The organism is Pseudomonas sp. TWI929 (genome assembly GCF_039673335.1).
Lineage (GTDB): Bacteria > Pseudomonadota > Gammaproteobacteria > Pseudomonadales > Pseudomonadaceae > Aquipseudomonas.
The window spans coordinates 37569-54209 of record NZ_JBDJLK010000039.1; the positions used below are offsets into that span (position 1 = coordinate 37569).

The 16641-nt window shown below is 64.4% G+C and carries 15 protein-coding genes; 5 read left to right on the forward strand and 10 right to left on the reverse strand.

The window, feature by feature from the left end:
* Positions 1-287 precede the first annotated feature (287 nt).
* Positions 288-1631 carry an MFS transporter gene (locus ABE456_RS16865; RefSeq protein ID WP_346644923.1) on the reverse strand — a complete coding sequence of 448 codons (1344 nt, stop codon included), beginning with the start codon at positions 1629-1631 and terminating at the stop codon, positions 288-290.
* Between the two features lie 115 nt (positions 1632-1746).
* Positions 1747-2697, reverse strand: a complete 951-nt coding sequence (locus tag ABE456_RS16870; protein ID WP_346644924.1) for a 2-hydroxyacid dehydrogenase — start codon at positions 2695-2697, stop codon at positions 1747-1749.
* 99 nt (positions 2698-2796) lie between these two features.
* On the opposite strand from ABE456_RS16870, the gene ABE456_RS16875 reads away from it, so the two are divergent.
* Positions 2797-3684, forward strand: a complete 888-nt coding sequence (locus ABE456_RS16875; protein WP_346644925.1) for a LysR substrate-binding domain-containing protein — start codon at positions 2797-2799, stop codon at positions 3682-3684.
* 47 nt (positions 3685-3731) lie between these two features.
* Here ABE456_RS16875 and gudD read toward each other — a convergent pair whose 3' ends face one another.
* Together gudD and ABE456_RS16885 are read right to left on the reverse strand one after the other, a co-directional pair.
* A complete protein-coding gene (gene gudD / locus ABE456_RS16880) occupies positions 3732-5087 on the reverse strand; it encodes a glucarate dehydratase (protein WP_346644926.1) in 1356 nt (451 codons plus the stop codon).
* 19 nt (positions 5088-5106) lie between these two features.
* Positions 5107-6459: an MFS transporter gene (locus tag ABE456_RS16885; RefSeq protein WP_346644927.1), complete on the reverse strand. Its 1353-nt coding sequence runs from the start codon at positions 6457-6459 to the stop codon at positions 5107-5109.
* Positions 6460-6720: 261 nt separating this feature from the next.
* Between ABE456_RS16885 and ABE456_RS16890 the strand changes: the two genes are divergently transcribed.
* Positions 6721-7428: a FadR/GntR family transcriptional regulator gene (locus ABE456_RS16890; protein ID WP_346644928.1), complete on the forward strand. Its 708-nt coding sequence runs from the start codon at positions 6721-6723 to the stop codon at positions 7426-7428.
* Positions 7429-7462: 34 nt separating this feature from the next.
* On the opposite strand, the gene ABE456_RS16895 is transcribed toward ABE456_RS16890, so the two are convergent.
* The 4 genes from ABE456_RS16895 to ABE456_RS16910 all read right to left on the reverse strand — a co-directional run bounded on the left by ABE456_RS16895 (position 7463) and on the right by ABE456_RS16910 (position 10760).
* Positions 7463-8473, reverse strand: coding sequence for an NAD(P)-dependent alcohol dehydrogenase (locus tag ABE456_RS16895; protein ID WP_346644929.1), 1011 nt, complete (start codon positions 8471-8473; stop codon positions 7463-7465).
* Between the two features lie 164 nt (positions 8474-8637).
* Positions 8638-9228: an HAD family hydrolase gene (locus tag ABE456_RS16900; RefSeq protein WP_346644930.1), complete on the reverse strand. Its 591-nt coding sequence runs from the start codon at positions 9226-9228 to the stop codon at positions 8638-8640.
* A complete protein-coding gene (tesB, locus tag ABE456_RS16905; RefSeq protein WP_346644931.1) occupies positions 9225-10094 on the reverse strand; it encodes an acyl-CoA thioesterase II in 870 nt (289 codons plus the stop codon). The genes ABE456_RS16900 and tesB overlap by 4 nt, the downstream gene beginning before the upstream one ends.
* A 96-nt stretch (positions 10095-10190) precedes the next feature.
* Positions 10191-10760 (reverse strand): GNAT family N-acetyltransferase, encoded by a 570-nt coding sequence (locus ABE456_RS16910; protein ID WP_346644932.1) that lies wholly within the window; start codon positions 10758-10760, stop codon positions 10191-10193.
* Positions 10761-10939: 179 nt separating this feature from the next.
* Here ABE456_RS16910 and ABE456_RS16915 point away from each other — a divergent pair, with 179 nt between their 5' ends.
* The 3 genes from ABE456_RS16915 to ABE456_RS16925 all read left to right on the forward strand — a co-directional run bounded on the left by ABE456_RS16915 (position 10940) and on the right by ABE456_RS16925 (position 14016).
* Positions 10940-11626 carry a histidine phosphatase family protein gene (locus ABE456_RS16915; RefSeq protein ID WP_346644933.1) on the forward strand — a complete coding sequence of 229 codons (687 nt, stop codon included), beginning with the start codon at positions 10940-10942 and terminating at the stop codon, positions 11624-11626.
* A gap of 85 nt (positions 11627-11711) precedes the next feature.
* Positions 11712-12626 (forward strand): histone deacetylase, encoded by a 915-nt coding sequence (locus ABE456_RS16920; RefSeq protein ID WP_346644937.1) that lies wholly within the window; start codon positions 11712-11714, stop codon positions 12624-12626.
* Positions 12627-12774: 148 nt separating this feature from the next.
* Complete coding sequence (locus ABE456_RS16925) at positions 12775-14016, forward strand: TIGR03862 family flavoprotein (RefSeq protein WP_346644934.1); 1242 nt, start codon at positions 12775-12777, stop codon at positions 14014-14016.
* A 117-nt stretch (positions 14017-14133) separates the two neighbouring features.
* Here the strand turns inward: ABE456_RS16925 and ABE456_RS16930 are convergent, their stop codons facing one another.
* A complete protein-coding gene (locus ABE456_RS16930; protein WP_346644935.1) occupies positions 14134-15465 on the reverse strand; it encodes a DEAD/DEAH box helicase in 1332 nt (443 codons plus the stop codon).
* Between the two features lie 55 nt (positions 15466-15520).
* Positions 15521-16441 carry a drug/metabolite exporter YedA gene (yedA, locus tag ABE456_RS16935; protein ID WP_346644936.1) on the reverse strand — a complete coding sequence of 307 codons (921 nt, stop codon included), beginning with the start codon at positions 16439-16441 and terminating at the stop codon, positions 15521-15523.
* Positions 16442-16641 lie beyond the last annotated feature (200 nt).

Here is a 16641-nt window from a genome sequence, read left to right on the forward strand (position 1 = left end):
GCGCTGTTGTTGATCTTTGGCACGCGTCACAGAGCAAGGCGTCAGTGCGGTTCGGGCTTCATTTAAGCCGCGCGGGGCTGTGGGTAATTACACGAGAACGCCCCGGAACTGTTCGATCACGACAGGGCATTTCCGTTAGCGCCAGATGTCGCGAATGGCATGCCCGAACGCGTCACCGGGCCGTTTGGCGCTTTTGTTTTTCATTTGGATGTGTGTTGCCTGCACCACTGGCAGCCACCCACAAAAAAGCCCCGGTCTCCCGGGGCCTCTGTTGCCAAGGCGTCTGCCTACGCCTGCCCGGTACGCTCGAAGCGCCGGGCCAGCAACAGGTAAGCGAGGATCCCCAGCACGCCATGGGCGGCCACGAACCAGAGTGCGTTGTGGAACGAGCCGGTGCTGGCCACCACATAACCAATCACCAGCGGGGTGACGATGCCGGCGATGTTGCCGATGCCGTTGAACACGCCACCGCACAGGCCAACCATGTTCTTCGGCGCCACATCCGACAGTACTGCCCAGCCCACCGCCGCCAGGCCCTTGCCGAAGAACGCCAGGGTCATCAGGGCGATCACCGCCGCATTGCCGTCCACATAGTTGGCCAGCACCAGGCTGGTAGACAGCGCCATGCCGATGATGAAAGGTGTCTTGCGCGCCCTGGACGGGTGCACCCCGCGACGGATCAGCCAGTCGGATACGAAACCGCCAAGGATGCCACCGGTGAAGCCGCAAATCGCTGGCAACGCGGCCACCCAGCCAGCCTCCATGATGGTCAAGCCACGGCCCTTGATCAGGTAGATCGGGAACCAGGTGATGAAGAAGTAGGTCAGCGCGGTAATGCAGTACTGGCCCAGGTACACCGCCCACAGGTTGCGGCTGGTGAACAGCTGCGCCAACTCCGCCCGGGTCAGTTTGCTCTTGGCAGTCTTGCGTTCTTTTTCCAGGTCGACCAAGGCGCCACCTTCGCGCATGTAGTCCAGCTCTTCGCGGCTCAGCCCTGGCGCACTGTGCGGCTCATGGTAAAGGCGGAACCACGCCACGCTCAGCAGCAGGCCCAGCACGCCCATCCAGACGAACACCTGTTCCCAGCTCAGCGCATGGGTCATCCACGCCATCAACGGTGCGAACACCACCACAGCCATGTACTGCGCCGAATTGAACAGTGCCGAGGCGGTGCCACGCTCACGGGTGGGGAACCAGCAGCTGACAATGCGCGAGTTGGCCGGGAAGGCCGGCGATTCCACCAGGCCGAGCATGAAGCGCATGGAAAACAGCGCCACCGCCGCCGACGCACCGGCCAGCCCCATCCAGCCGACGGTTCCTTGCAGCAGGGTGAACAGCGACCAGAGGATCAGGCTGATGCCGTAGACACGGCGGGCACCGAAGCGGTCGAGCAGCCAGCCACCGGGCACCTGGCCCAGGGCGTAGGCCCAGGCGAACGCGGAGAAGATCATGCCCAGCATGACCGGGTCCAGGCCGAGGTCCTTGAGCACCTCGGTGCCGGTAATCGACAGGGTGGCGCGGTCTGCATAGTTGATGACGGTGATGACAAAGATCAGCGCCAGGACCAGGAAGCGATGGCGACCGATCCCGGCCACGGCCTGCGGTGCGGCAACGGCGGATTTGCTGTTCATGTGGACCCTCTTGCTTCTCGGTGGAAGCGATTGTTCTTGTGCGCAGAAGGGGGTGGCTCTTGGAGCCTTGTGTTGCCTGTGCCGGCCTCTTCGCGGGCATGCCCGCGAAAGGGCCCTAAAGGTGAACCACCCGATTCGGCGGCAGCTCACCGCGGAAACAGGCTTCAAGGTTGAGCAAAACCATGCGTCCCATCTCCAACCGGGTCTGTAGCGTGGCGCTGCCCCGGTGCGGTTGCAGGCTGACCTGGTTGAGGTCACGCAAGGCCGGCGGCACATGCGGCTCATCGACGAACACATCCAGCCCGGCCCCAGCGATGCGCTGCTCACGCAATGCCTCGACCAGTGCCTCTTCATCCACCAACTTGCCGCGCGCAACGTTGATCAGGTAACCCTGTGGCCCCAGCGCCTCCAGCACCTCGGCCGTCACCAACACCTGCCCACCATCGGCGGCAGCGGCGACCACCAGCACATCCACAGAGCGCGCCAGCGCAACCAGGTCCGCCTCGTAGCGGTAGCCCGTATCCGGCTGTTCACGGCGCCCGTTGTAGGCAATACGCATGTCGAATGCCGCCGCACGCCGGGCAATCGCCTTGCCCACCTGGCCGAGGCCGACTATGCCCAGTTCGGCGCCACTGACCCGGCGCGCCAGCGCCAGGTCAACCTTGCCCCACAAGCCGTCACGTACCAGCCGTTCGCCTTCGCCCAGGCGGCGCAGGGTGTTGATGATCAGGCCCATGGCCAGGTCGGCCACATCGGCGGTGAGCACGCCCGGCGTGGTGGTGACATGGATGCCGCGGCTGGCCGCATGGCGCAGGTCCACCGCGTCGGTGCCTATACCGCTGATGGCGATGATCTCGAGTGCGGGCAGCTGGTCCATCAGCACATTGGCCAGGCCCTTGGCACCACCGGTGACCACGCCGCGTATGCGCGGGCCCACTTCGTCAAGCAGCCGTTGCGGGCTGTGCTGCTGATACAAGCGGTGCACCTGATAGGCGCTGACCAGTTGGGCATCGATGGCCTCGGGTACTGGCTGGGTCAACAGCACTTCGATGGGGTTGTTGTTCATCGTGATCATCCGGCAGTTCGAAGACATGACTCGATGCTAGGCCGCCGTTTGATACAGGTCTAATATAGATGCTGGATCGAATAATTCAGGAATTGAATCGTGGAGTTGCACCAGTTGCGCTGTTTCGTGGCCGTTGCCGAAGAGCTGCATTTCGGCCGCGCCGCTACCCGTCTGCACATGACCCAACCGCCCCTGAGCCGGCAGATCCAGCTACTGGAACATGCCCTTGGCGTATTGCTGCTCGAACGCAACAACCGCCAGGCGCGGCTGACCCTGGCGGGCCAGGGTTTCCTCGAAGACGCCCGGCGTATCCTGCAAATCGCCGAGTCGGCCAGCCAATCGGCGCGGCGCATCGCCCATGGCGAAGCGGGCCGGCTGACCTTGGGGTTCACGGCGGTGGGCGCATACAGCATGATCCCGCGCTTGCTGGTGCATGCCGGGCAGACGCTGCCGGATATCGAACTGGTGCTCAGCGAGCGCGTCTCCAGCACCCAGGTGCACGACCTGGAAGCGGGGTTGATCGATGTCGGCCTGGTGCGCCAGGTGTTGCCCAGCGCGCGCGTGGAATACCTGCCGATCCACCGCGAACCCTTCGTCGCCGCCCTGCCCGCCGGGCATGCGTTGGCGGCGCGCGAACGGCTCAGGCCGAACGACTTCGATGAACAGCCATTCGTGATGTACAGCGCCAACGAAGGGCGCTATTTCCATGACCGCATCGCCAACCTGTTTGCCCGGCATGAAGTGCAGCCACGGTATCTGCACCAGTTGGGGCAAACTCATTCGATCCTGGGGTTGGTCAATGTGGGGTTGGGGTGTGCGGTGGTGCCGGCTTCGGCGCAGGCGTTGCGCCTGGAGCAGGTGGTGTTCAGGCCGCTGGTGGGGATGGAGCAGCAGGCAGAGATTTTCCTGGCGTTCTGCCGGGATAACCCCAACCCGGTGCTGGGGGCATTCGTCGAGATGGCGCGGGCGTTTTTCGAAGCAGGATAATTGGTGTCGGCCTCTTCGCGGGCTTGCCCGCGAAGAGGCCAGCAGCCTTAACGCACCAGGCAAGGCCGCTTGTTATCGAAGCTCCACCCCGGAATCAGGAACTGCATCGCCATGCTGTCATCCCGCGCGCCCAGCCCCATGTTGCGGTAGCACTCATGGGCCTTGGCCAGCTGGTCTTCATCCAGTTCCACCCCCAGCCCTGGCCGTGCCGGCACGTGCACATGCCCGTCGACAATGCGCAGCGGCTCGCGGGTCAGGCGCTGGCCGTCCTGCCAGATCCAGTGGGTATCGATCGCCGTGATCTCACCCGGCGCCGCAGCCGCCACCTGGGTGAACATCGCCAGCGAAATGTCGAAGTGGTTGTTCGAATGCGAACCCCAGGTCAGCCCCCAGTCGTTGCACATCTGCGCCACTCGCACCGAGCCCTGCAAGGTCCAGAAGTGCGGGTCGGCCAGCGGAATGTCCACCGACTGCAACTGGATCGCATGGCCCATCTGCCGCCAGTCGGTGGCAATCATGTTGGTGGCGGTGCGCAGGCCCGTGGCGCGGCGGAACTCGGCCATCACTTCACGGCCCGAGTAACCGTTCTCGGCACCACATGGGTCTTCGGCGTAGGCCAGCACATCGTGTTTGTCGCGGCACAGGGCAATGGCTTCTTTCAATGACCAGGCGCCGTTCGGGTCGAGGGTAATGCGCGCTTCGGGGAAGCGTTCGGCCAGCGCTGTCACTGCCTCCATCTCCTCCTCGCCACGCAGTACGCCGCCCTTGAGTTTGAAGTCGCTGAAGCCATAGCGCGCCTTGGCGGCTTCGGCCAGGCGCACCACTGCCTCCGGGGTCAGGGCCTTTTCGTGGCGCAGGCGGAACCAGTCGTCATCGGCATCGGCTTCGTTGCGGTAGGCCAGGTCGGTCTGCTGGCGGTCGCCGATATAGAACAGGTAACCGAGCATCTTCACCGCTTCGCGCTGCTGCCCTTCACCCAGCAGTGCCGCCATCGGCACGTTCAGGTGTTGGCCAAGCAGGTCGAGCAGCGCCGACTCGATGGCCGTCACCGCATGCACGGTAATGCGCAGGTCAAAAGTCTGCAGGCCACGGCCGGCGGAATCGCGGTTGGCGAAGGTCTGGCGCATGGCATTGAGCACGCGCTGGTAATGGCCGATCGGCTGGCCAACCACCAGGCTGCGGGCGTCCTCCAGGGTCTGGCGAATTTTTTCGCCGCCTGGCACTTCACCCAGGCCGGTGTTGCCCGCACTGTCACGCAGTACCACCACGTTGCGGGTGAAGAACGGGCCATGGGCGCCACTGAGGTTGAGCAGCATGCTGTCGTGGCCGGCCACGGGGATCACACGCAGGTCGGTGACCACAGGGGTGCTGCTGTGAACGGCGGGAGTTGTCTGCATATTCATGGTTGTTGTCTCGCAGTCATCAGTGGGTCTGGCCCAAGGCCGAAGGGGCCTTGAGGTCATCAGTAGGGGCGCCCTTTGGGCGAATGCGTACAAAGAAGATGGCAATGGCCGCCAGTACCGAGGTCACCGCCAGGCCATACAGGCCGCCCTGGATCGAGCCGGTCTGCTGCTCCAGCAGGCCGAAGGTGGTGGGGGCGACGAAGCCGCCGAGGTTGCCGACCGAGTTGATCAGCGCGATCACGGCTGCGGCGATACGGGCATCCAGGTAACCCTGAGGGATCGGCCAGAACAGCGACGACGCCGACTTGAAACCGATGGCCGCGAAGCACACCGCGACAAAGGCGAACACCGGCCCACCAGTGGTGGACATGAACATGCCGATGGCGGCAATCACCAGGGCACCCGCAACCCAGGCCTGCTGGAACTTCCAGCGTGCAGAGCCGGCAGCGAAGGCATACATGGCCAGGATCGAGATCAGCCATGGGATCGAGTTGAAGAAGCCAACCTGCAGGTCGCTGAGGTCGCCCATGCGCTTGATGATGCTCGGCAGCCAGAAGGTGGCGGCGTAGATAGTCAGCTGGATGCAGAAGTAGATCAGGCAGAACAGCACGATCTGGCGGTCCTTGAGCAGGCTCCAGGCCGAAGGCTTGACCGCACCGATGGCCTCGCGCTCACGCTGCTCGCGGTCGATGGTGGCCACCAGCGCGTCCTGCTCGGCCTGGCTCAGCCACTTGGCATCCTGCGGTTTGGAGTCGAGCCAGAAGAACACGAAGAAGCACAGGGTGACCGAGGCCATGCCTTCGATGAACAGCATCCATTGCCAGCCATGCAGGCCCAGGCCCTGGATCTGCATCAGCGCCCCGGCCAGCGGCCCGGAAATCAGCGAGGCCAGCGCCGAGCCGCTGAGGAAGATGGCAATTGCCTTGCCCCGTTCGGCAGCCGGCAACCAGCGAGTGAAGTAGTAGATCACCCCCGGGAAGAAGCCCGCTTCGGCAACGCCGAGCAGAAAGCGCAGCACATAGAACTGGGTTTCGCTCTGCACGAAGGCCATGGCCGTGGCCACCAGCCCCCAGGTGAACATGATGCGGGTCAACCACAGGCGTGCACCAACCTTCTGCAGCAGCATGTTCGAAGGCACTTCGAACAGCGCGTAGCCGATGAAGAACAGGCCCGCGCCAAGGCCAAAGGCGGCAGCGCTGATACCCAGGTCGCTTTCCAGGTGCGGGCGGACGAAGCCGATGTTGACGCGGTCGAGGTAGTTGACGATGAACATGATGACGAACAGCGGCAGGACGTGGCGCTTTACCTTGGCCACGGCGCTGGCCAAGGCGTCGCCTTCATTCCGGGTAGACGGAGCGAGGGTGTCGTTCACTTGCGGATCTCCCACTAATTGTTTTTGTGCGGGTCGAGGTTGTCTGACATGGCAGTGGGGATGAGCATATGCGCAGCGCAGTTGTACGACAAGATGATCAATGTCGGCAAAAGTGCAAAATACAAGCTGTCATAATGGTAATTTGCTGCGATCTTTCAAAATCAGAGGAGCTATTCGCTGATTTGTCGACTGGAAAAAACGGCAAAAAAAATTTTTATGGTTTAACTTGTCGTACAAGCACAACAAGAAACGGATCACACCATGGAAACCGAACACGCCCATAAACGTGGCCATAGCCGCGCCCATGACCTGGTCTCCAGCCTGACCCAGCAGATTTTGCTAGGCACCTTCAAACCAGGCGACAAGCTGCCCTCCGAGAACACCCTGGTGCGCGAACACGGGGTCAGCCGCACGGTGGTTCGCGAAGCCTTGTCGAAGTTGCAGGCATCGGGGCTGGTGGAACCTCGCCACGGTATCGGTACCTTCGTGATGGAGCGCCAGGCCCAGGCTGGCCTGCGCATCGCTGCGGAAAGCGCGGCCAATGTGCGCGATTTGCTGGAGCTGCGCATTGGCCTGGAAGGCCAGGCCGCCGCACTGGCCGCGCTACGCCGTGATGAAGGGCACCTGGCGCGCATGCGCCAGGCACTGGATGACTACCAGGACCTGGCTGCCGCGGGTGACAGCTGCATCGAAGCTGACCGGCGCTTTCACCTGTTGATAGCCGAAGCCACCGGCAACCTGTATTTCACCGAGATGCTGCTGCAGTTGGGCAACGGCCTGATCCCGCGCAACCGCATGGCCGTGGCCGAGCGCAGCGGGGCCAAGCTGGCACGGCAGGCGTACCTGGCCAACCTGGAGCATGAGGCGATCCTCAATGCCATCCGTCGGCAAGACCCGGACGCGGCGCGGGCGGCGGTGTGCCTGCACCTGTCCAATAGCCGGGATCGACTACTGCCCGAGCAAGCGTGACACGCCCCTACAAAGAGAACCGCATCAGCTTTGATTACCAGGTCAGGCAGATCTTGCCGAAATGCCGGTTGCTTTCCTGGTAACGGAACGCCTCGACGATCTGCTCCAGTTCGAAGTGCTTGTCCACCACCGGCCGCAAGCCATTGGCATCGATCGCCCGCACCATCGCCTGCTGCTGCGCGCGGCTGCCCACCAGCACGCCTTGCAGGCGAATCTGTCGCACCAGCGCCTGAACCAGCGGCAACTGCCCGGCAACGCCGGTGAGGATGCCGATCAGCGAGACATGCCCACCAATACGCGCGGCAATCATCGATTGCTCCAACGTCGCCGGGCCACCCACCTCGATCACGTGATCAACGCCACGGTTGCCCGTCAGCTCGCGTGCTTTTTCACCCCAGGCCGGGGTGCTCTTGTAGTTGATCAGGTGGTCGGCGCCCAGGGCCTTCAGGCGCTCCAGCTTGGCGTCGCTGGACGAGGTGGCGATCACCGTGGCGCCAGCCAGCTTGGCGAATTGCAGGGCGAATATCGACACCCCGCCGGTGCCCTGCACCAGTACCGTGTCGCCGGGCTTGAGGTGGTCGTCGCTCATCAGCGCACGCCAGGCGGTGAGGCCGGCAGTGGTCAGGGTGGCGGCTTCAGCGTGGCTGAAGCCCTTGGGTGCCAGGGTGAAGGCAGTGGCGCGTGCGGTGACCTGTTCACGGGCGTAGCCATCAATGCCGTCACCGGGCACCCTGGCAAAGCCTTCGACATTGGCCTGGCCATCGAGCCAGTCGGGGAAGAAGGTGCTGACCACGTTATCGCCAACCTGGAACTCAGTGACGCCACTACCTACTGCGACCACTTCGCCCGCACCATCGGCCATGGGGATACGCCGCTCGCTCGGGCCCCACATGCCGCTGACCACGGCGAAGTCATGGTAGTTGAGGGAGCTGGCATGCAGGCGCACGGTGATCTCGCCGGCCTGGGGTACAGGGGCTTCGCAGGTGCCGACCTCGACCTTGTCGTAGCCGCCGCCGGGTTGTACGTAGATGGCCTTGCTGGTCATGGGTAGGTCTCCGTTCAGGGAAAAGATTGGGGTTCAGCATAGACAGGTCCGGCCCTTTCGCGGGTGAACCCGCTCCCACAGAGACCCCACTGCCCTTGAGGGCGGTGCAGATCCAGTGGGAGCGGGTTCACCCGCGAAGAGGCCCGCACAGGCAGCACAAAAACTCAGCCCAGCATCACCTTCAACGCCCGGCAATCGGCCGCATGCCAATCCACCAGCTCCGGCCATGGGTTGTCCGGCAAATTCACCAGCACCGTCCGCGCCCCTGCCGCTCGCCCGCAGTCCAGGTCAAACCGGTAGTCGCCCACCATCACCAGCTCACCCGGCGCCACGCCCCAGGCACGGGCAATTTTCAACAAGCCATCGGGGCTCGGCTTGGGCGCCGCCTCGTCACGCCCAAGAATGTGCTCCACAGGGAAGCAATCCGCCAGGCCAATGGCCTCCAGCGTTACATGCGCCAGCTCGCGCGCATTGCGGGTCAGAATGCCCAGCCGGCAACCGCGTTCAGCCAGCTCGCGCACCAGCTCCACCGCCCCCGTGGCCGCCGTGGAGGCAATCGCCAAATCGCGCTCGTGTTCCAGCAACCAGGCATGCTTGGCTGCCGCCTCATCCGCCGGCAAGGCCGCCAGGTGGGTGAGAATGTCGTGCTCGGCGGGGATGTCCAGCGCCACACGAATGGCGGCGAAATCATGCACGGCCACGGTCAGGGTGCCGTCCATATCGAACACCCAGTTGCGCACCTCGCCCAGGCTCATGCCCAGTCCTTGCGATGGCGAATCAGGCCTTCCTGGCACGACGACGCCACCAGTTGCCCGGCCTGATTGAAGATGCTGCCGCGGCAGAAACCGCGGGAGTTACCGGCCCAGGGGCTGTCGGTGGTGTACAACAGCCACTCGTCGGCACGCAGGTTGCCATGGAACCACAGCGAATGGTCGAGGCTGGCAATCTGCATGTCACGCTGCCACACCGATTTGCCATGTGGCAGCAACGCAGTGGTCAACAGGCCGAAGTCCGAGGCGTAGGCCAGCATGTACTTGTGCAAGGCCGGCACGTCGGGCAGGTTGCCATCGGCGCGGAACCAGGCGTACTTCACCGGGTCGCCGGGCTTGGGGTTGAACGGGTCGCGCTCGGTGACCGGGCGAATCTCGATCGGCTTGGCGCACAGCACCTTGTCGCGAATGCGCTCAGGCAACTGGTCGGCCATGGCACGGGCCAACTCGACCTCGGTGGGCAGGTTCTCCGGGCCAACCACGTCAGGCATCTGCGCCTGGTGCTCGAAACCTTCCTCGTCGTACTGGAACGACGCGCTGCAGGTGAAGATGGTCTGGCCCTTCTGGATCGCCGTCACTCGCCGGGTGCTGAAGCTGCCGCCATCACGCACGCGGTCCACCGAGTACACCACCGGCAGGCTGGCATCCCCAGGGCGCAGGAAGTAGCCGTGCAACGAATGTACATGGCGTGCGTCCTCGACCGTCTGGCTGGCTGCCGACAACGACTGGCCCAGCACTTGCCCACCGTACAGCTGGCGGAAGCCCAGGTCCTGGCTACGTCCACGGAACAGGTTCTCCTCGATGGACTCGAGGCTCAACAGGTCGACCAGGTCGTCCAACACATGACTCATCGGGGGTTCTCCTAGCAAGGCAACACGTCTCTACAGCGCTCTTTATGAAGGCAAATAATACAGGGTTTGTCATTCGCGCCGGGCATGCCCGTGCATTCAGGCGCGCAGGGTGCGCTCCCAGTGCGCGCGGTCGATGCGGTACAGCACATGCGGGCGCAGCGGATGGCCCACAGGCAGGCGGGGGTGTTCGAAGCTGCCGGCCGGGTCCTGCTGCATGCCAATGGCCTGCATGACCTTCTGCGACGGCAGGTTGCTCTCGCTAGTGAACGACACCACCTCTTCCAGGCGCAATTGGGCGAAAGCACAACGCAGGCAAGTCCACGCCGCTTCGCTGGCAAAACCGAGGCCCCAATGCCGGCGGGCCAGGCGCCAGCCGATCTCCACCGCTGGCGTGAAGCCGGCCTCGAAACCAACGTGCAGCAACCCGGTCATGCCGATGAACGCGCCACTGTCCTTGCGTTCCAGGGCCCATAGACCAAAACCGTATTCGTTGAAGTGCCCGCGCACGCGGCCGATCAGCGCAGCCGCCTCCAGGCGCGTCAGCGGCGCCGGGAAGTAGCGCATCACCTGTGGGTCAGCGCACAGCGCGGCGAACTCGCGCAGGTCGTCGTCGTGCCATTGGCGCAGCACCAGCCGTGCGCTTTCCAGTTGAAGGATGGGGGTCATCGGGCCTGCTCCGGTTTTGCCGTCTTGCAGTTTACAGCGTAGGCGCGGGCGCGGGTTTCACCCAGCTGGCAGCAGCCGAATGCAATTTTCACACGCCCTTCACCGGCCCCCGACAGGCCCCTTTGCAAAATGCCGCCATCTCTGCCGTGCCAGCCACGGCCATGCCAATGGAGCAACGCATGCCATCAAGCAATACCCTGGGGCACCCTGCCATCCACGCCCGGCGCAAGCGCCGCCTGAGCCGCAAAGCCCTCGGCGCAACCCTTGGCCTGTGCATGGTCGTGGCGGCGTTGACCACCTGGCTGGCGACGAGGACGCATATCGTGGACCTTGGCAACGAACAACGACTGAGTGACAGTGGCCTGCTGCAGGACTGGGCCGACGGTGCGGTGATCGTGATGATCCGCCACGCCGAACGCTGCGACAGCGCTCCCGGCCCCTGCCTGGACGACCCCACCGGCATCACCGTGGCCGGCAGCCAGGCTGCCAGCCGCGTTGGCCAAGGGCTGCAGCAACTGGGCCTGAACAATGCCGATCTGCTCAGCAGCCCGAAACTGCGCACCCGGCAAACCGCGCACTTCATCCTTGGCCAGGCGGTGGCCAGTGAAGACTGGCTGGAAGGCTGCGACAACCAGTTCGCCAGTGAAGCGCTGGCGCACAAACGGCCGGGGCATAACCTGGTGCTGGTGACCCACAACGGCTGCATCGACCACTTCGCCCGTCAGCAGCACGTGGCCGGTGGGGAGCGTGAAAGCGGCTATGCCAGCGCACTGTTCGTTTCGGTGGATGGCAATGGCAAGGCGCGCATCCTCGGCCGCCTGAACGAAACCGACTGGCAGCGGGTGCTGGCCAGCACCGCGAAGTAGAATTGACCTGCCTTGCCGGCGATTGGGCAGCAAAGCTGCCCCGGCCATGGCAAGATCAGCACTGGCCCTGATTGCGACCCCACCCATGCCGTTGCCGCTGATCTACCACGAAGACTACAGCCCGGAGTTCCCCGCCGAACACCGCTTCCCGATGGACAAGTTCCGCCTGCTGCGCGACCACCTGGTCGACAGCGGGCTGACCACCGACCAGGCCCTGCTGCGCCCGGAGATCTGCCCCAACGATATCCTCGCCCTGGCGCACGACCGTGGCTACATCGAGCGTTACATGAACGGCGACCTGTCCCGCGAAGACCAGCGCCGCCTCGGCCTGCCCTGGAGCGAAGCCCTGGCCCGGCGCACCGTGCGTGCAGTGGGTGGCTCACTGCTGACCGCCGAGATGGCGCTGCAGCACGGCATCGCCTGCCACCTCGCCGGCGGCACCCACCACGCCCATTACGATCACCCTGCCGGCTTCTGCATCTTCAACGACCTGGCAGTTATCAGCCGCTACATGCTGGAGGCCGGCCGGGTGCACCGGGTACTGATATTCGACTGCGACGTGCACCAGGGCGACGGCACCGCGCGCATCCTGCACGACACCCCAGAGGCCATCACCGTGTCGCTGCACTGCGAGCAGAACTTCCCGGCGCGCAAGGCGCAAAGCGATTGGGACATCCCCCTGCCCCGCGGCATGGGTGACGCGGCCTACCTGAAAGTGGTGGACGATGCGCTCAACTACCTGCTGCCGCTGTATCAGCCCGACCTGGTGCTGTATGACGCCGGCGTCGATGTGCACAAGGACGACGCCCTGGGCTACCTGCAACTCTCCGATGCCGGCGTTGCTGCTCGTGACGAGGCGGTGCTGCGCCACTGCCTGGGCCGAGATATCCCGGTGGTGGGCGTGATCGGCGGTGGCTACAGCAAGGACCGCGAAGCCTTGGCCAAGCGCCATGGCATTCTTCATCACAGTGCGGCACGCGTCATCAGTTGTTCACAATGACTGTGGAGCCGCTTGTGGATAACCTGCGGGAAAGGCGCTGTAGCCCTTTGTATGCAAGGCCTGCAGAGTACTGATCGTTTTTTGACCAGTGCTTCCTTGGGCAGCGCTGCGCTAGAATGCGCATCTTTTCCACAGCCTGCTGCCCACCATGCCCGATCTCAACCCCGCCTCTCCTCCTCTCGCTGTCGTCATCGGTGGCGGCCCAGCCGGCCTGATGGCCGCTGAAGCACTGGCCCAGGCGGGCCTGGCAGTAGAGGTGTTCGATGCCATGCCCTCGGTAGGCCGCAAGTTCCTGCTGGCGGGTGTCGGCGGCATGAACATCACCCACTCCGAACCTTACCCGGCGTTCGTGGGCCGCTATGCCGAACGCCAGGGCGAAATCGATGCCCTGCTGCGCGACTTCGACGCCGACGCCTTGCGCCAGTGGATTCACGGCCTAGGCATCGCAACCTTCGTCGGCACCTCGGGCCGGGTGTTCCCTACCGACATGAAAGCCGCACCACTGCTGCGCGCCTGGCTCAAGCGCCTGCGCGACAGCGGGGTAGTTATCCACACCCGCCATCGTTGGTTGGGCTGGAATGCCGAGGGCGCCTTGCGGATTGCTTATCCACAGGGGGAACGCCTGGTTAACGCTGCAGTAGTGGTACTGGCGTTGGGTGGTGGCAGCTGGGCGCGGCTAGGTTCCGATGGCAGTTGGCAGCCACTGCTGGCCGAACGGGCTGTGGATATCTCACCTATGCAACCGAGCAACTGCGGTTTTGAAGTGGCAGGCTGGAGCGCGCTGCTCACAGACAAGTTCGCCGGTGCGCCGCTGAAGAACATTGCCCTGAGCGTACCTGGCAGCGCGCCGCGCAAGGGCGAATTCATTCTCACCGCGCAGGGCGTGGAAGGCAGCCTGGTGTATGCCTGGTCGGCGCCAGTGCGCGAGGCAATCAACCGCGAGGGCCGTGGGCTGCTGTTGCTCGACCTGCTGCCGGACAAGCCTGTGGACAAGATTGCCCAGGCCTTGGCCAAGCCACGGGGCTCGCGCTCCATGGCCAAGCACCTGCACAGCCAGCTGGGGATCGATGGGGTCAAGGCCGCACTGCTGCGCGAGCTGACCGATCAGGCGACCTTTGCCGAGCCAGGCGCATTGGCGCGGGCGATCAAGGCATTACCGATCACGCTGGTGCGTACGCGGCCGCTGGATGAGGCGATCAGCAGCGCGGGGGGGGTGCGTTTCGAGGGGCTGGATGAAGGGCTTATGGTCAAGGGCATGCCGGGGGTGTTCTGTGCCGGCGAGATGCTGGACTGGGAGGCGCCGACCGGGGGGTATCTGCTGACGGCGTGTTTTGCCAGTGGGTTGCGCGCCGGGCGAGCGGCGGCAAGCTGGCTCAAATCCCAAGGCTGACACCGCTCCCCTGTGGGAGCGGGTTCACCCGCGAACACCGGCACAGCCGGTGCCATCCACCGCGTCGTATTCTTCGCGGGTAAACCCGCTCCCACAGGGTCCGCGTAGGCCGCGAATCTACGGCTTACGCTTGCGCGGCCCACCATTGAAGCTAGGCACCTTGCGCACCGCCTTCACCGCCGGCTCTGCATTGCCTGCTTCAGTGCTGTCCATCCAACGCCCCAACCCACGCTTGGCGCTGTTCTCTTTCGGCTTCTTGGGCTTCTTCGGCTTCTTGATCACCTGGCCACTGGCATCGGTCATCGGCACCCGGTGGTCAGGGATGAAATCCGGCTCTTCATGGCGCGGCAGGGTCTGCCGGGTCAGTACTTCAATCGCCGACAGCAACTGCACTTCATCCGCGCACACCAGCGAAATCGCCTCGCCCTTGTTGCCCGCCCGCCCGGTACGGCCGATACGGTGCACGTAGTCCTCGGCAACGATCGGCAGGTCGAGGTTGACCACCAGCGGCAGGTCGTCGATGTCCAGGCCACGAGCGGCCACGTCGGTCGCCACCAGCACCTGGATCTCGCGGGCCTTGAAGCTCTCCAGCGCGCGCTGGCGGGTGGCTTGCGGGCGGTCGCCGTGAATGCCGTCGGCATTCACACCTTCGGCCAGCAAGCGCTCCACCAACTGGTCGACGCCATTGCGGGTCTTGGCGAACACCAGCACCTGCTTCCAGCGCTGCTTGCGCATCAGGTGGCAGAACAGGTCTTCCTTGCGCTTCTTGTCCACAGGCACCAGCCACTGCTTGACGCTGCTGGCGGTAGCATTGCGCGGGCTGACTTCAATACTCAGCGGGTCATTCAGCGCCAGCCCCGCCAGCATGCGGATCTGCTCGGAGAAAGTGGCGGAGAACAGCAACGTCTGGCGCTTGCGTGGCAGCGCGGCGTACACCGACTGCAGCTCTTCGGCAAAGCCCAGGTCGAGCATGCGGTCGGCTTCGTCCAGCACCAGGGTCTGCACCTGGTTGAACTTCACCGCGTTCTGCCGGAACAGGTCGAGCAAGCGGCCTGGGGTGGCCACGAGCAGGTCGACGCCACGGCGCAGGCGCATCATCTGCGGGTTGATGCTGACCCCGCCATACACCGCATAGGTGCTCAGCGGCAGGTTCTCGGCATACTCGCGCACGTTGTTGTGCACCTGCTCGGCCAGCTCACGGGTAGGCACCAGCACCAAGGCACGGATCGAGTTGCTGGCCACCTTCTCGCCTTCCAGCGCCAGGCGCTGCAGCACGGGCAAGGCAAAGCCTGCGGTCTTGCCGGTGCCGGTCTGGGCTGCGGCCATCAGGTCGCGGCCGGCCAGCACGGCAGGGATAGCCTTGGCCTGCACCGGGGTCGGGGTGGTGTAGTCCAGTTGCTGCAGGGTGCGCAGCAGCGGTTCGATCAGGCCGAGTTTGGCGAAATTCATGGCAATACCGTCAGGGGGTTCAGCGAAGGCGGCAAGTTTACCGCATCGCCCCCGCCTACTTGCAGATTTCGCCTTTCATCGGCTGCGCGGGCTCGGCTGCCCTGCGCCACTGCGGCAGGCCGATCAACACCACTGCACCGATGATCACCGCCATCGCCACGCACTCTTCGGCACCAATCTGCTCACCGGCGAAGACGATACCCAACAGCACCGCCACCGCCGGGTTGACGTAGGCATAGCTGGTGGCGGCTGCCGGGCGCACATGCTTGAGCAGGTACATGTAGGCACTGAAGGCCAGGATCGAGCCGAAGAACACCAGGTAGGCCAATGCGCCCCAGCCGGCAGCGGTCGGCATCTGCGTCATGTGTTCGCCCGACAGCACGCTGCCCAGCAACAGCACCGCACCACCCACCAGCATCTCCGCGGCACTGGCCATCGGCCCCTGTGGCAGCGGCAAGGTCTTGCTCCACACCGAGCCGAACGCCCACGACGCCGCCGCAAAGATGATCAGCGCTGCCCCAATCGGGCTGGCCTGCAGGTTGGAGCCCAGGTTCAGCAGGCCGATACCCACCAGCCCAAGGGCAATCCCCGCCCACTCCAGCTTCGAGTTGCGGTGCCCGAACAGCAGGCCGAACAGCAGGGTGAACAATGGCACCGTCGCCACCGCCAGCGCCGCCACGCCCGAGGCCACGCCGGCATGCTCGGCCACGGTCACGCCACCGTTGCCGCAGCTAAGCAGCAAAAAGCCGATCGCCCCGGCCGCTCGCCACTGTGGCCAGGTGGGTGCCGGCACACCGCGCCAGCGCAGGAAGCCGTACAGCAGGCCGCCGGCAATCAGGAAGCGCACCCCGGCCATGAGCATCGGTGGCCAGCTCTCGACGCCAATGCGAATGAACAGGTAGGTGGAGCCCCAGACCAGGTAAAGGGCCAGAAAGGCGCCGATCAGCAACAAGGGGAAGCGACGGGAGGCAGGCATGGGGAAAACTCGAAATCCGTTTACGGTTGATTCAGTTTAAGGGCCTGCCTGGGGAAACATAAGTTACAAAATCGTGCGAAATGAGCGGCACACTTTTGGTGCGTTCGGCTTTGGGCTGTGTTGGGGGGAGAGGGCGCTTAGAGGGGGTTTACCCCCCCTAGGGCGGGGGGGGACCAACAACCACCAAAACAAAACCAGGA

Excerpts from the sequence above, each read along its gene's own strand:
- ABE456_RS16865 (WP_346644923.1), bottom strand. The coding sequence starts at position 1,631 with ATGAACAGCAAATCCGCCGTTGCCGCACCGCAGGCCGTGGCCGGGATC.
- ABE456_RS16870 (WP_346644924.1), bottom strand. The coding sequence starts at position 2,697 with ATGAACAACAACCCCATCGAAGTGCTGTTGACCCAGCCAGTACCCGAG.
- gudD (WP_346644926.1), bottom strand. The coding sequence starts at position 5,087 with ATGAATATGCAGACAACTCCCGCCGTTCACAGCAGCACCCCTGTGGTC.
- ABE456_RS16890 (WP_346644928.1), top strand. The coding sequence starts at position 6,721 with ATGGAAACCGAACACGCCCATAAACGTGGCCATAGCCGCGCCCATGAC.
- ABE456_RS16895 (WP_346644929.1), bottom strand. The coding sequence starts at position 8,473 with ATGACCAGCAAGGCCATCTACGTACAACCCGGCGGCGGCTACGACAAG.
- ABE456_RS16900 (WP_346644930.1), bottom strand. The coding sequence starts at position 9,228 with ATGAGCCTGGGCGAGGTGCGCAACTGGGTGTTCGATATGGACGGCACC.
- tesB (WP_346644931.1), bottom strand. The coding sequence starts at position 10,094 with ATGAGTCATGTGTTGGACGACCTGGTCGACCTGTTGAGCCTCGAGTCC.
- ABE456_RS16910 (WP_346644932.1), bottom strand. The coding sequence starts at position 10,760 with ATGACCCCCATCCTTCAACTGGAAAGCGCACGGCTGGTGCTGCGCCAA.
- ABE456_RS16915 (WP_346644933.1), top strand. The coding sequence starts at position 10,940 with ATGCCATCAAGCAATACCCTGGGGCACCCTGCCATCCACGCCCGGCGC.
- ABE456_RS16920 (WP_346644937.1), top strand. The coding sequence starts at position 11,712 with ATGCCGTTGCCGCTGATCTACCACGAAGACTACAGCCCGGAGTTCCCC.
- ABE456_RS16925 (WP_346644934.1), top strand. The coding sequence starts at position 12,775 with ATGCCCGATCTCAACCCCGCCTCTCCTCCTCTCGCTGTCGTCATCGGT.
- ABE456_RS16930 (WP_346644935.1), bottom strand. The coding sequence starts at position 15,465 with ATGAATTTCGCCAAACTCGGCCTGATCGAACCGCTGCTGCGCACCCTG.
- yedA (WP_346644936.1), bottom strand. The coding sequence starts at position 16,441 with ATGCCTGCCTCCCGTCGCTTCCCCTTGTTGCTGATCGGCGCCTTTCTG.